The sequence below is a fragment of the Staphylococcus simulans genome (genome assembly GCF_025561465.1).
GTDB classification, from domain to species: Bacteria; Bacillota; Bacilli; order Staphylococcales; family Staphylococcaceae; genus Staphylococcus; species Staphylococcus simulans.
Map to the genome: position 1 here is coordinate 890162 of NZ_CP095100.1, position 14313 is coordinate 904474.

The following is a 14313-nucleotide window of genomic DNA, read 5'->3' on the forward strand; positions in this document are numbered from 1 at the left end:
AATCTTCTTTACCCGATTTTTTGTATGTTCATTGTGTGTAATTATCAGTATTTTGATTATAAAACATGTGGTACAATATTTAAAAAGAAAAAGAAGAATCTTAATTAATAGGGGAAAAGTGAATGAAGAAAAAAGAAGTCAGTATGGCCGAACTGTTTTTTGATTTGGTCTTTGTTTATGTACTTTCGACGATTAATATTACAGTGGAACATATTTCTACTTCATTAGTCGACTTGGAAAGTCTTGGCAAAAATTTTATGTTGTTTTTAGTATTTTTCTCAATTTGGATTTATCATACATTGCTGGTCAATCGATTCTTTGAACAGAAATGGTATCAATATGTCTTTTTATTTATAGATATGTTTCTGATTTTATATCTGTCTAAAGCGATTAATGGTAATTTCCAAGAAACATTTGTTGCGTTTGCATCAACAACTACAGTTATCTTTATCAGTATTATAATTCAGTATGTTTTAAGTTATAAATTTGTGGACCATTCTATTAATGCGCGTTTCTTAAAAGTGTATGTAACAGGTCTTGTTTTAACTGTCATGTTTTCAGTAGTCGGTTTACTTCTACCGAAAGGCATTAACTTTTGGGTATATTTTATCGGTATCGTGATTTCAGCGACATTCCCTGCATTCTTTGCGAATGCTTCTAAAGAGAATCCAGTTATTTTTAAACATTTAACTGAACGACTGAGTTTGTTTATGATTTTATTGTTTGGAGAAGGGATTGTTCAAATCGTCAATAATATGGAACTCTCTCAATTTAAAGCACTAGATGTTGTCTATTTCTTAATGGTCATTAGTTTATTTGTGATTTATACGTTCCATTACAAAGGTAGCTTGGATCAGGAGAAAGATGAAGCAACAGGCTTTTTAACGATGTTCCTGCATTTATTCATTATTTATTCTGCAAACTTTATTTTCTTGATTATGAATAAAGGCTTATCAGATCATCCTTTAAGTTTTGCGGAAGGCATCGGTTATACCGTCGCATTTTGTGTTTTCTTATTTGGTGTATTCTTTGATACGATTTTACATCGCAATATTACAAAGAAAAAAGGTCTGTATATTGGCATTATCTTAGTAACTACAGTCATTGGATTTATCATTCCAAATATTCACTTGATAACAGTAGTTCAAATCATAGGTATTATCGTACTATGCAGCATGTATTATATTGAAAATAGGGATATATTGACAGATTAAGTTAAAAGAACTTAATCAATAAAAAACCTTCCACTTCAGAATTAGAAGCGGAAGGTTTTAGTTTATACTTTTTTAATTCATTTATTTTGTGAGTTCATTATAGACTTTCTTGTCATTGAAAGTGAAGATGATGTATTCGTGATCATCAGTATCAATAATAACGCGGTTAGTTTTACCAAATGTAGAACCAATACGAGATACCTCTCTGCCATCGTCTTCTGGTACCGCATGGATATCTTGATCTTCTCTAATGTTTTTAATATCTGCTGTTGGGATTTTGATGTCTGCTACTCTCCATTGGATACGAACTTCGTCATTATTTTTCTTTACTGTCATTGCCATTATGGAACACATCCTTTAATTATTTTTGTATTGCTATTATACACTATTTGGAAACCGTTTTCAAGCAATGTGAGATACTTTTTTATAAATGTGTCATACTAATTAAAAACCGAACATACAGTCCGAAAATATGTTCGTGTTTATTAAGAAATTGTGATAAAATAAAACAACTAGAAAGGAGTATAGAGATGACAGGGAAAACACACTTATCATGCGGGTTTCTCATAGGAACACTCGCCATCAACTATTATCATCCCGATTTATTTACTTCTATCACCACTGTAGTCTTAGCAGGGGCTGGAAGCTTATTGCCTGACATTTGTCATGCACAAAGTAAAATCGGGCGTCGTTTTAAGTTTTTAAGCTTAATTGTTCGTCTTTTGTTCGGTCATCGAACATTTACACATTCAATTTTATTTACGCTACTTGTGGCGTTGCTGTTATCTACTATACATACACCTCCTGTATATATGACAGCAATTATCGGCGGTATGGTTTCTCATATCATTCTAGATATGTTGACGCCGAGAGGTGTTAAGTTATTATATCCATTTCCATTATCAGTTAAACTGCCGATGCAATTTAAAACTGGTGGAATGGTAGATTTATCACTGGCCACTGCATTTACTTTTGGCGGAACATATGTTATATTCCGCGAAGTCATCAATCAATGGTTCATGCACTGGTTTCATTTGAATATATAAAAGAATGAACGACAAGGTGTTGTCGACATGATTAAAGAAGATTTTAAGAACCTCTGCTTTTTTAAAGTGGGGGTTCAAGCTTGAAAAATTGATTTGTGATATAATTCAAGAATATTGAAGGGTTTATGTTGGCCAAATACATATTTAAAGACAGAACCCTTGGTAATCGCGGAGAAACTTAAGGAGAGGTATCATGTTAGATAAGAATAAATTAGAGAAATTCAATCAGCAACATTTGTTAGAATTGGAGAAATTAATGAGTTCCAACGAAAAAGAAAATATTGCTTCTAAATTACAATCATTAGACTTATCTGCAATTTTAGATTTGTATGAATCACTTTATGTAGAACAATCTCAAAATAAAACTGAAGAAGTATCTGAAGCGACTGAAGTTAAATATAGAGTACGCAAAGATTATTCAACAGAAGAATTAAATAACTTTTATGCTCAAGGTATCGATGCGATTAAGAAGGGTGAATTTGCGGTTGTCTTAATGGCAGGTGGCCAAGGTACACGTCTTGGTTATGATGGTCCGAAAGGTTCATTTGAAATTGAAGGTGTCAGCTTATTTGAACTACAAGCAAGACAGCTATTAAAATTAGCCGAAGAAACTGGACGTACAATTGACTGGTATATTATGACTAGCGATATCAATGATGAAGCAACGCAAGAATTCTTTGAACAACAAAACTATTTTGGCTATAACCCTGACTATATCCATTTCTTCAAACAAGATAATATTGTCGCTTTAAACGAAAAAGGCGAGATTGTCTTAACAGAAAATGCTGAAGTCATGGAAACGCCAAACGGAAATGGCGGCGTATTTAAAGCGTTAGATGCATACGGCTATCTTGATAAAATGGAAGAAGACGGTGTGAAGTTTATCTTTATGAACAATATTGATAATGTTTTAGCACGTGTATTGGATCCAGTTTTTGCAGGATTTACTGCAGAAGCTAATCGTGATATCAGCACAAAATCTATTGAACCAAAACAAGGTGAAAGTGTTGGACGTTTAGTCAATATTGACTGTAAAGATAGTGTCTTAGAATACTCAGAACTTGGTGATTCAGATGTAAATGCATTCCATAATGCGAATATCGGTATTCATGCGTTCAAACTTGCATTTATCCAATCAGCAGTCAATCGTGAATTGCCATATCATTTAGCAATCAAACAATTGAATCAATTAGATGAAGACTTTAATGTAGTGAAAGCACCTGCATTGAAATTTGAACTGTTCTATTTTGATATCTTTAAATACGCAACTAGTTTTATTACACTGCAAGTTCCTAGAGAAGAAGAGTTTTCACCTTTAAAAAATCGTGAAGGCAAAGATAGTGTAGAAACTGCAACGCAAGATTTAAAACGCTTAAATCTTATTTAATTGTAAAGGTGGAGTCATAGTTGAAACAGACTTCAAATACACATAGTGAACGTGGTCTCAATCGTTTTAAAGATATTATTCCTTTATCATTCGGTGAAGAAATCGGTAATGCAGTCTCACATGGGGCAGCGGCTTTGATTACACTAATCGTATTGCCTTATGCGGCAGTCCATAGTTATATTCATGGCGGTACATTGGCATCAGTCAGTGTATCTATATATGTCATCAGTATCTTTTTAATGCTGATTTCATCAACGATTTATCATGTGATGCAAAATAACTCACCGCATAAATATATTATGCGTATAATCGATCACAGTATGATTTATATAGCAATATCTGGTACATATACACCAGTATCATTAGTCGTAGTCGGCGGATGGTTCGGCTGGATTATAATGGTGTTGCTATGGGGAATTACGATATGGGGCATTTTGTATAAAGCAATTGCTGAAAATGTAAATCCTAAACTCAGTTTGTTCATGTATTTAATTATGGGTTGGGTCGGCATTTTATATCTTCCGATTATTTGGAGAGAAGCCTCATGGCAATTTATGTTATTTATTTTGCTTGGCGGTATTGCTTATACGATTGGTGCATGGTTCTATGCACAAAAGAATCGTCCGTACTTTCATATGATCTGGCATATCTTTATTGTGATAGCATCGTTATGTCATTTCATCGGAATTTTATATTTTATGTAGGGGGAGAGGCTGAGGCTCTTGTTGAATAGAAGCCTTGACCTCTTTCTTATTTGAGAAAAAGAAAGAGGTGTCAAAGTGTGAAAATGGATTTGAAGTCAATCGGTGTAGTGACCGCATTGATTTTAATTATGTTTATGGCGGCTATCGAAACATCTATCATTTCTTTAGCATTGCCTACGATCAAAACAGATTTAAACGTGACGAGCTCGATTCCGCTTGTGTTCTCAATTTATTTTATTGCCCTAGTTATTGTGAATCCATTAGTCGGGGAGTTGCTTTCGCGTTTTAAACTTATACATGTAACGATTGGTGGACTATTATTATTCAGCGTCGGTAGTTTGATGTCTGGATTAAGCAGTACATTTACTTTATTAATTATCTCTCGCTTTATCCAAGGTTTAGGATCAGGTGTCATGATGGTGCTCAGCCAAATTGTACCGAAACTTGCCTTTGAAATTCCGTTACGATATAAAATAATGGGGATTGTCGGCAGTGTATGGGGGATTTCAAGTATCATCGGTCCTTTACTTGGTGGTGCAATCTTAGAATTTGCGACATGGCATTGGTTATTCTTTATTAATATTCCGATTGCTGTGGTTGCTGGTGTGTTGGCATTTACGACCTTTATTTTTGATGAGGAACAAGTATCAAGTGGAGAAGCATTTGATCAAAAAGGTCTGTTCTTCTTCTATTTAGTTCTTATCTTTATATTAGGTGCGATTACAACACCATTATCAATATGGTTGAAAGGTATCATGATTGTGATTGGTATCGTATTTGCCTATAAACTTGTCAAAGTTGAGAAACAAGTATCGACACCGTTTTTACCTATTGAAGAATTTAATCGTCGCATCACTATTATTTTTATTACTGATTTTATATATGCGATGATCTTAATGGGCTATAACTTATACATGCCGATATACTTACAAGAAGAAATTGGATTATCGCCACTCCAAAGTGGATTTGTGGTTTTCCCGATTTCAGCAGCTTGGTTGTTGATTAACTTCAATTTACATCGTATTGAAGCGGGATTAACAAGAAAAGCGTTGTATCTTGTCGCATTCACTTCTTTACTATTATGTAGTGTGATTGTCTTTGTTACACATGCAGCACCGATATTATTAGCCGCAACATTGATGTTAGCAGGCGCAAGTTTCGGTATTGTTTATACGAAGGACAGTGTGATTGTGCAAGAGGAAACGTCACCGAGAGAGATGAAGCGGATGATGTCGTTTTATTCTCTTTCTAAGAACTTAGGTAATTCTATCGGTTCTACAATCATGGGCGGCATGTATGCCTTACCGTTTATTGTAGGAGGCGCAAGAATTTTAAATAACGTTGTTTTGATTATCATCTTTATTATGATGCTATTCCTATTATGGATAGTCTTTTATCGAAATCAAACGCAAAACGACTAATTGGGTATCCCGCTGAAATGCGGGATATTTTTAATTAATAACTTAAATCATATTGTGTTATTATACGGGTGTATAAAGAAAGAGCGAAAGGAGTGAGGAAAACTTGAAATTCAATATATTCAATTTAATATCTACATTAATTGTGCTATTAGTGTTTGTGATTTCCGGTGCGATTTTCCTCACACTTTTAGGCTTTGTATTATTTGGATTGAGTCGTTTGCTTATTTTTTGGCATCTAGGGTATTTCGGATATAACAAAGGTTTCTACCAAAACTTATTTTACTACGGCAGCTATATTGTATTAGGTTACTTCACAATGTTCTTAGTAGAATATCTGATGGATTATTTCAAAAAGAAATTACCGCATAGCCCATATTTTCATGGTGAAATCTTTCATTTGATTTCATACTCCGTTACAACGGTAATGTTCTATTTTGTAGTCCATATTCATTATGCATATATCAACATTGATTTTTGGGTCATTATGTTGATTATGGCGTTCTTTTACGTATGTAAGGAAGTCTTTTATCCTGATAGTGAAGACTTGAATAGAAATAAGTGACCTGCATGAGCAATTAGTTTGCTTTGCTAACTATTTTTAGTGCATTATATTATGGTAAGTTTATAAAGGAGTGTTTATATCTATGCCAGAGCAGGCTACTATTTCTAAGCAAAAAAGAAATTTGATTGTCACAGTTATGATTACGAGCGCATTCATTGCGATATTAAACCAAACGCTACTTAATACTGCACTGCCTGCTATCATGCGTAGTTTCAACATTGGAGAGAACACATCCCAATGGCTAGTAACTGGTTTTATGTTAGTTAACGGAGTCATGATTCCTTTAACTGCCTTCTTAATGGATAAAATCAAAACCAGACCGTTATATTTAGCATCAATGGGAATATTTTTAATTGGTACTATATTAGCGGCAATTGCACCGAACTTCGGTGTTTTAATGACTGCACGTGTCATCCAAGCTATGGGTGCAGGCATTATTATGCCGTTGATGCAATTCACTTTATTTACACTTTTCCCAAAAAATGAACGTGGCTTCGCAATGGGATTAGCTGGTCTCGTTATTTCCTTCGCACCAGCTATCGGACCTACAGTCTCAGGTTTGATTATTGATGTTTCAAGTTGGCGTACACCATTTATCGCAGTAGCTGTGATTGCGTTAATTGGATATATCTTCGGAGCAATCAGTATTAAAAGCTTCAATGAACCTAAAGATATTACATTAGATATGAAATCTGTGATTTATTCAACAATCGGATTCGGTGTAATGTTATTAGCATTCAGTAGTGCGGGTTCTTCAGGCTTTGACAGCTGGACGTTCTATGTACCATTTATTGCCAGCCTATTTGTCATTTGGGTGTTTGTGAAACGTCAATTAACAATCGAGAATCCAATCTTGAACTTGCGCGTCTTTAAAAACAAAACATTTACGCTATCAGCTATTTGTTCAATGATCGTAATGACATCAATGATTGGCCCAGCACTGTTGATTCCCATTTATGTACAAAATGCGATGGGCTTATCAGCTTTCTTATCAGGTATTGTGATATTACCTGGTGCAGTGGTCAATGGCGTGATGTCTATCTACACCGGTAAGTTCTACGATAAATACGGTGTTAGACCATTAGTGATTATCGGCTTTACCATGTTGACTATATTTACTGGAGTCTTAGCATTCTTAAAAGTAGATACACCATTCTGGTATCTTGTATTAATTTATGCGTTAAGAATGTTCTCAGTGTCATTACTTGCGATGCCGCTTAATACAGCGGGCGTCAATGCATTACCGAATAAAGATATTTCACACGGTACAGCAATTATGAACTTCGCTCGTATGATGGCTTCATCAATTGGTACAGCGATTATGGTTGCATTAATGACATTAGGAACAAGAACATTTGCGCCAAATCCAAATGAAGTGGCTTCTAAAGAATTATTCCATCGCGAAGCAATTGCGCGTGGTGTGGATTTATCATTTGGTGTAGTGACAGTTATTGTATTAATTGGCTTCATTATAGGTTTATTCATTAGAGATAGAATAAAAGGTGAAACTAAAAAGCAAATGAATGCACGTAAAATTTAAAACTGAATCAATCTTTAAACATAAAACCAGCAAAGCAATATATAGATTGTTTTGCTGGTTTTTGTTAGGTTTTCTAGGAAAGGGGAAGTTCTTTGGATTATTCGTTACCACTTATACATTAAGTTTGTTAAAATAATAAGAGTAAACATTAATTTATATTTGGGGTGACGTACTTTGTTAACAGTTGAACAAGTCAACGAACTAGTGGGGAATCTGAAAGATCCAATTTTAGATGTACCATTTAAAGATACAGGTGGTATTGTGAATATCACGATTAAAGAAGAAATTGAACATGTCAGTGTCAAAATTGCGATGGCAAAATTAGGTGGAAAACCTCAATTAGACTTGCAAATGGCAATTGTTGAAACATTGAAAGAAAATGGAGCAAACACAGTTGGTATTCGTTTTGAAGAATTAGATTCTGAGACGGTTGCTAAGTTTACTGGCGATGATCCAGCAGAAGACCAACCGCAAACAATCGAAGGTCTGCTTTCAAAAGGTAATCCTGTTGAATTTATTGCGATTGCATCTGGTAAAGGCGGCGTAGGTAAATCTACAGTAGCAGTTAACCTTGCTGTGGCATTAGCACGTGAAGGTAAAAAAGTCGGTTTAATCGATGCTGACATTTATGGTTTCAGTGTTCCTGATATGATGGGTATCGATAATAAACCAGGCATTGAAGGTAAATCAGTAAAACCAGTTGAACGTCATGGTGTAAAAGTAATGTCTATGGCATTCTTCGTTGAAGAGAATGCACCTGTAATTTGGCGTGGACCAATGCTAGGTAAAATGTTGACGAACTTCTTTACAGACGTAAAATGGGGAGATCTTGATTACTTACTATTAGATTTACCACCAGGTACAGGTGATGTGGCATTGGATGTACATACAATGTTGCCATCAAGTAAAGAAATTATCGTAACAACACCTCATCCAACTGCAGCATTTGTAGCAGCACGTGCTGGAGCAATGGCAAAACATACAGAACATTCTATTTTAGGTGTTATTGAAAACATGTCTTATTTCGAAAGTAAGGAAACTGGAAATAAAGAATATATCTTTGGTAAAGATGGCGGTAAAAAACTAGCAGATGAACTTAATGCTGACTTATTAGGTCAATTACCATTAGCACAACCTACATGGGATCCTAAAGATTTTTCACCTTCTATTTATCAACCTGATGATCAACTTGGTGAAATTTATCAACAAATCGCGCAAAAAGTTATCACTAAAACAATGAAAAAATAAGAAGTCTCAATAAAACGCAGGTTTTTTCAAAAAATCTGCGTTTTTCTCTTGCGTTTTTCTGAAATCCTGTTAGAATATATTTTTGTGAGCGAGAAAAACAAGTTAAATAAACACTTAAAAAACCTGAAAAAAGTTATTGACTTAACACTTTGAAGGTGCTAAGATAATAAAGTCGCTAAAAAACGACGAGTTATCAAGAGTGTAAAACTTACTCTTGCGGAAATGAAGAAAACATTTTAAAATTGTAAAAGTAATGTTAATTAAGTGTTGACTTCGAAAACACGAAGTGCTACAATAAATAACGTTACTGAAAAAAATGAACATTGAAAACTGAATGACAATATGTCAACGTTAATTCCAAATTAACAAACGTCCTATGGACGTTTTAAAACAATTAGTTTTTATGAGCTAGTCAAACATCATAAATTATTATGGAGAGTTTGATCCTGGCTCAGGATGAACGCTGGCGGCGTGCCTAATACATGCAAGTCGAGCGAACAGACGAGGAGCTTGCTCCTCTGACGTTAGCGGCGGACGGGTGAGTAACACGTGGGTAACCTACCTATAAGACTGGGATAACTCCGGGAAACCGGGGCTAATACCGGATAACACATGAAACCGCATGGTTTCATGATGAAAGACGGTTTTGCTGTCACTTATAGATGGACCCGCGGCGTATTAGCTAGTTGGTAAGGTAACGGCTTACCAAGGCAACGATACGTAGCCGACCTGAGAGGGTGATCGGCCACACTGGAACTGAGACACGGTCCAGACTCCTACGGGAGGCAGCAGTAGGGAATCTTCCGCAATGGGCGAAAGCCTGACGGAGCAACGCCGCGTGAGTGATGAAGGTCTTCGGATCGTAAAACTCTGTTATTAGGGAAGAACAAGGATGTAAGTAACTATGCATCCCTTGACGGTACCTAATCAGAAAGCCACGGCTAACTACGTGCCAGCAGCCGCGGTAATACGTAGGTGGCAAGCGTTATCCGGAATTATTGGGCGTAAAGCGCGCGTAGGCGGTTTTTTAAGTCTGATGTGAAAGCCCACGGCTCAACCGTGGAGGGTCATTGGAAACTGGAAAACTTGAGTGCAGAAGAGGAAAGTGGAATTCCATGTGTAGCGGTGAAATGCGCAGAGATATGGAGGAACACCAGTGGCGAAGGCGACTTTCTGGTCTGCAACTGACGCTGATGTGCGAAAGCGTGGGGATCAAACAGGATTAGATACCCTGGTAGTCCACGCCGTAAACGATGAGTGCTAAGTGTTAGGGGGTTTCCGCCCCTTAGTGCTGCAGCTAACGCATTAAGCACTCCGCCTGGGGAGTACGGCCGCAAGGCTGAAACTCAAAGGAATTGACGGGGACCCGCACAAGCGGTGGAGCATGTGGTTTAATTCGAAGCAACGCGAAGAACCTTACCAAATCTTGACATCCTTTGACAACTCTAGAGATAGAGCTTTCCCCTTCGGGGGACAAAGTGACAGGTGGTGCATGGTTGTCGTCAGCTCGTGTCGTGAGATGTTGGGTTAAGTCCCGCAACGAGCGCAACCCTTAAGCTTAGTTGCCAGCATTAAGTTGGGCACTCTAAGTTGACTGCCGGTGACAAACCGGAGGAAGGTGGGGATGACGTCAAATCATCATGCCCCTTATGATTTGGGCTACACACGTGCTACAATGGACGGTACAAAGGGCAGCGAACCCGCGAGGTCAAGCAAATCCCATAAAGCCGTTCTCAGTTCGGATTGTAGTCTGCAACTCGACTACATGAAGCTGGAATCGCTAGTAATCGTAGATCAGCATGCTACGGTGAATACGTTCCCGGGTCTTGTACACACCGCCCGTCACACCACGAGAGTTTGTAACACCCGAAGCCGGTGGAGTAACCTTTTAGGAACTAGCCGTCGAAGGTGGGACAAATGATTGGGGTGAAGTCGTAACAAGGTAGCCGTATCGGAAGGTGCGGCTGGATCACCTCCTTTCTAAGGATATATTCGGAACAGTTTCGCAGGAAACTGAAACGGAATAACGTGACATATTGTATTCAGTTTTGAATGTTTATTTGAAACATTCAAAGATTGTACATTGAAAACTAGATAAGTAAGTAAAAAATAGATTTTACCAAGCAAAACCGAGTGAATTAGAGTTTTAAAAGCTTTATTCATTTAAATGAATCGCTAGTAATCAATTGCCGACGGCAAGCGATTACTCACAATATTAATAACGTGATTAAGTTATTAAGGGCGCACGGTGGATGCCTTGGCACTAGAAGCCGATGAAGGACGTTACTAACGACGATATGCTTTGGGTAGCTGTAAGTAAGCGTTGATCCAGAGATTTCCGAATGGGGGAACCCAGCACAAGTTATGTTGTGTTATCGACATGTGAATACATAGCATGTCCGAAGGCAGACGCGGAGAACTGAAACATCTTAGTACCCGCAGGAAGAGAAAGAAAAATCGATTCCCTGAGTAGCGGCGAGCGAAACGGGAAGAGCCCAAACCAATGAGCTTGCTCATTGGGGTTGTAGGACACTCTATACGGAGTTACAAAGGAATAAATTAGACGAATCATCTGGAAAGTTGAACCAGAGAAGGTAAAAGTCCTGTAGTCGAAAGTTTATTCTCTCTTGAGTGGATCCTGAGTACGACGGAGCACGTGGAATTCCGTCGGAATCCGGGAGGACCATCTCCCAAGGCTAAATACTCTCTAGTGACCGATAGTGAACCAGTACCGTGAGGGAAAGGTGAAAAGTACCCCGGAAGGGGAGTGAAAGAGAACTTGAAACCGTGTGCTTACAAGTAGTCAGAGCCCGTTAATGGGTGATGGCGTGCCTTTTGTAGAATGAACCGGCGAGTTACGATCTGATGCAAGGTTAAGCAGCAAATGCGGAGCCGCAGCGAAAGCGAGTCTGAACAGGGCGTTGAGTATTTGGTCGTAGACCCGAAACCAGGTGATCTACCCTTGGTCAGGTTGAAGTTCAGGTAACACTGAATGGAGGACCGAACCGACTTACGTTGAAAAGTGAGCGGATGAACTGAGGGTAGCGGAGAAATTCCAATCGAACCTGGAGATAGCTGGTTCTCTCCGAAATAGCTTTAGGGCTAGCCTCAAGTGATGATTGTTGGAGGTAGAGCACTGTTTGGACGAGGGGCCCCTCTCGGGTTACCGAATTCAGACAAACTCCGAATGCCAATCAATTTAACTTGGGAGTCAGAACGTGGGTGATAAGGTCCATGTTCGAAAGGGAAACAGCCCAGACCACCAGCTAAGGTCCCAAAATATATGTTAAGTGGCAAAGGATGTGGTATTGCCCAGACAACTAGGATGTTGGCTTAGAAGCAGCCATCATTTAAAGAGTGCGTAATAGCTCACTAGTCGAGTGACACTGCGCCGAAAATGTACCGGGGCTAAACATATTACCGAAGCTGTGGATTGTCCGTAGGACAATGGTAGGAGAGCGTTCTAAGTGCGTCGAAGCATGATCGCAAGGACATGTGGAGCGCTTAGAAGTGAGAATGCCGGTGTGAGTAGCGAAAGATGGGTGAGAATCCCATCCACCGATTGACTAAGGTTTCCAGAGGAAGGCTCGTCCGCTCTGGGTTAGTCGGGTCCTAAGTCGAGGCCGACAGGCGTAGACGATGGATAACAGGTTGATATTCCTGTACCACCATTTATCGTTTTAAGCGATGGGGGGACACAGTAGGATAGGCGAAGCGTGCTGTTGGAGTGCACGTCTAAGCAGTGAGACTGAATGGTAGGCAAATCCGCCATTCTCAAGGTTGAGCTGTGATGGGGAGAGGAAACATGTTTTCCTCGAGTCGTTGATTTCACACTGTCGAGAAAAGCCTCTAGCTAGATAACTGGTGCCCGTACCGCAAACCGACACAGGTAGTCAAGATGAGAATTCTAAGGTGAGCGAGAGAACTCTCGTTAAGGAACTCGGCAAAATGACCCCGTAACTTCGGGAGAAGGGGTGCTCTTTAGGGTTCACGCTCTGAAGAGCCGCAGTGAATAGGCCCAAGCGACTGTTTATCAAAAACACAGGTCTCTGCTAAACCGTAAGGTGATGTATAGGGGCTGACGCCTGCCCGGTGCTGGAAGGTTAAGAGGAGTGGTTAGCTTCTGCGAAGCTACGAATCGAAGCCCCAGTAAACGGCGGCCGTAACTATAACGGTCCTAAGGTAGCGAAATTCCTTGTCGGGTAAGTTCCGACCCGCACGAAAGGCGTAACGATTTGGGCACTGTCTCAACGAGAGACTCGGTGAAATCATAGTACCTGTGAAGATGCAGGTTACCCGCGACAGGACGGAAAGACCCCGTGGAGCTTTACTGTAGCCTGATATTGAAATTCGGCACAGCTTGTACAGGATAGGTAGGAGCCTTAGAAGCGTGAGCGCCAGCTTACGTGGAGGCGCTGGTGGGATACTACCCTAGCTGTGTTGGATTTCTAACCCGCGCCATTGATCATGGCGGGAGACAGTGTCAGGCGGGCAGTTTGACTGGGGCGGTCGCCTCCTAAAGTGTAACGGAGGCGCTCAAAGGTTCCCTCAGAATGGTTGGAAATCATTCATAGAGTGTAAAGGCATAAGGGAGCTTGACTGCGAGACCTACAAGTCGAGCAGGGTCGAAAGACGGACTTAGTGATCCGGTGGTTCCGCATGGAAGGGCCATCGCTCAACGGATAAAAGCTACCCCGGGGATAACAGGCTTATCTCCCCCAAGAGTTCACATCGACGGGGAGGTTTGGCACCTCGATGTCGGCTCATCGCATCCTGGGGCTGTAGTCGGTCCCAAGGGTTGGGCTGTTCGCCCATTAAAGCGGTACGCGAGCTGGGTTCAGAACGTCGTGAGACAGTTCGGTCCCTATCCGTCGTGGGCGTAGGAAATTTGAGAGGAGCTGTCCTTAGTACGAGAGGACCGGGATGGACATACCTCTGGTGTACCAGTTGTCGTGCCAACGGCATAGCTGGGTAGCTATGTATGGACGGGATAAGTGCTGAAAGCATCTAAGCATGAAGCCCCCCTCAAGATGAGATTTCCCAACTTCGGTTATAAGATCCCTCAAAGATGATGAGGTTAATAGGTTCGGGGTGGAAGCATAGCGATATGTGGAGCTGACGAATACTAATCGATCGAAGACTTAATCAAATTTCAAGTTTTGATTGGTCGAATTGAAATTTACTTACTATC

Annotated in this window: 9 protein-coding genes and 2 rRNA genes; 10 read left to right on the forward strand and 1 reads right to left on the reverse strand. The window is 39.5% G+C overall.

Going from position 1 to position 14313, the window contains the following annotated elements:
* Positions 1-122 precede the first annotated feature (122 nt).
* On the forward strand, positions 123-1214 hold the full coding sequence (locus MUA87_RS03860) for a low temperature requirement protein A (protein ID WP_060804378.1): 1092 nt from the start codon (positions 123-125) through the stop codon (positions 1212-1214).
* 81 nt (positions 1215-1295) lie between these two features.
* Here MUA87_RS03860 and MUA87_RS03865 read toward each other — a convergent pair whose 3' ends face one another.
* A complete protein-coding gene (locus MUA87_RS03865) occupies positions 1296-1556 on the reverse strand; it encodes a SunI/YnzG family protein (protein ID WP_002479508.1) in 261 nt (86 codons plus the stop codon).
* Between the two features lie 188 nt (positions 1557-1744).
* Between MUA87_RS03865 and MUA87_RS03870 the strand changes: the two genes are divergently transcribed.
* The 9 genes from MUA87_RS03870 to MUA87_RS03910 all read left to right on the forward strand — a co-directional run bounded on the left by MUA87_RS03870 (position 1745) and on the right by MUA87_RS03910 (position 14271).
* Entirely contained in the window at positions 1745-2260 is a 516-nt protein-coding gene (locus MUA87_RS03870) for a metal-dependent hydrolase (protein WP_002479507.1), read from the forward strand.
* Between the two features lie 193 nt (positions 2261-2453).
* Positions 2454-3647: a UTP--glucose-1-phosphate uridylyltransferase gene (locus MUA87_RS03875; protein WP_023014943.1), complete on the forward strand. Its 1194-nt coding sequence runs from the start codon at positions 2454-2456 to the stop codon at positions 3645-3647.
* 20 nt (positions 3648-3667) lie between these two features.
* Positions 3668-4351 carry a PAQR family membrane homeostasis protein TrhA gene (gene trhA, locus MUA87_RS03880; protein ID WP_023014942.1) on the forward strand — a complete coding sequence of 228 codons (684 nt, stop codon included), beginning with the start codon at positions 3668-3670 and terminating at the stop codon, positions 4349-4351.
* Positions 4352-4434: 83 nt separating this feature from the next.
* On the forward strand, positions 4435-5772 hold the full coding sequence (gene sdrM, locus MUA87_RS03885; protein ID WP_262551319.1) for a multidrug efflux MFS transporter SdrM: 1338 nt from the start codon (positions 4435-4437) through the stop codon (positions 5770-5772).
* Positions 5773-5875: 103 nt separating this feature from the next.
* Positions 5876-6334: a SepA family multidrug efflux transporter gene (locus tag MUA87_RS03890; RefSeq protein ID WP_002479503.1), complete on the forward strand. Its 459-nt coding sequence runs from the start codon at positions 5876-5878 to the stop codon at positions 6332-6334.
* 82 nt (positions 6335-6416) lie between these two features.
* Positions 6417-7874, forward strand: coding sequence for an MDR family MFS transporter (locus MUA87_RS03895; protein ID WP_002479502.1), 1458 nt, complete (start codon positions 6417-6419; stop codon positions 7872-7874).
* A 174-nt stretch (positions 7875-8048) separates the two neighbouring features.
* Positions 8049-9122 (forward strand): Mrp/NBP35 family ATP-binding protein, encoded by a 1074-nt coding sequence (locus MUA87_RS03900; RefSeq protein ID WP_002479500.1) that lies wholly within the window; start codon positions 8049-8051, stop codon positions 9120-9122.
* Positions 9123-9550: 428 nt separating this feature from the next.
* Positions 9551-11102 (forward strand): 16S ribosomal RNA (locus MUA87_RS03905).
* Between the two features lie 245 nt (positions 11103-11347).
* Positions 11348-14271 (forward strand): 23S ribosomal RNA (locus MUA87_RS03910).
* The 16S and 23S rRNA genes sit together here, the layout of an rRNA operon.
* Positions 14272-14313: the final 42 nt, after the last annotated feature.

Excerpts from the sequence above, each read along its gene's own strand:
- MUA87_RS03875 (WP_023014943.1), top strand. The coding sequence starts at position 2,454 with ATGTTAGATAAGAATAAATTAGAGAAATTCAATCAGCAACATTTGTTA.
- sdrM (WP_262551319.1), top strand. The coding sequence starts at position 4,435 with ATGGATTTGAAGTCAATCGGTGTAGTGACCGCATTGATTTTAATTATG.
- MUA87_RS03865 (WP_002479508.1), bottom strand. The coding sequence starts at position 1,556 with ATGGCAATGACAGTAAAGAAAAATAATGACGAAGTTCGTATCCAATGG.
- MUA87_RS03895 (WP_002479502.1), top strand. The coding sequence starts at position 6,417 with ATGCCAGAGCAGGCTACTATTTCTAAGCAAAAAAGAAATTTGATTGTC.
- MUA87_RS03860 (WP_060804378.1), top strand. The coding sequence starts at position 123 with ATGAAGAAAAAAGAAGTCAGTATGGCCGAACTGTTTTTTGATTTGGTC.
- MUA87_RS03870 (WP_002479507.1), top strand. The coding sequence starts at position 1,745 with ATGACAGGGAAAACACACTTATCATGCGGGTTTCTCATAGGAACACTC.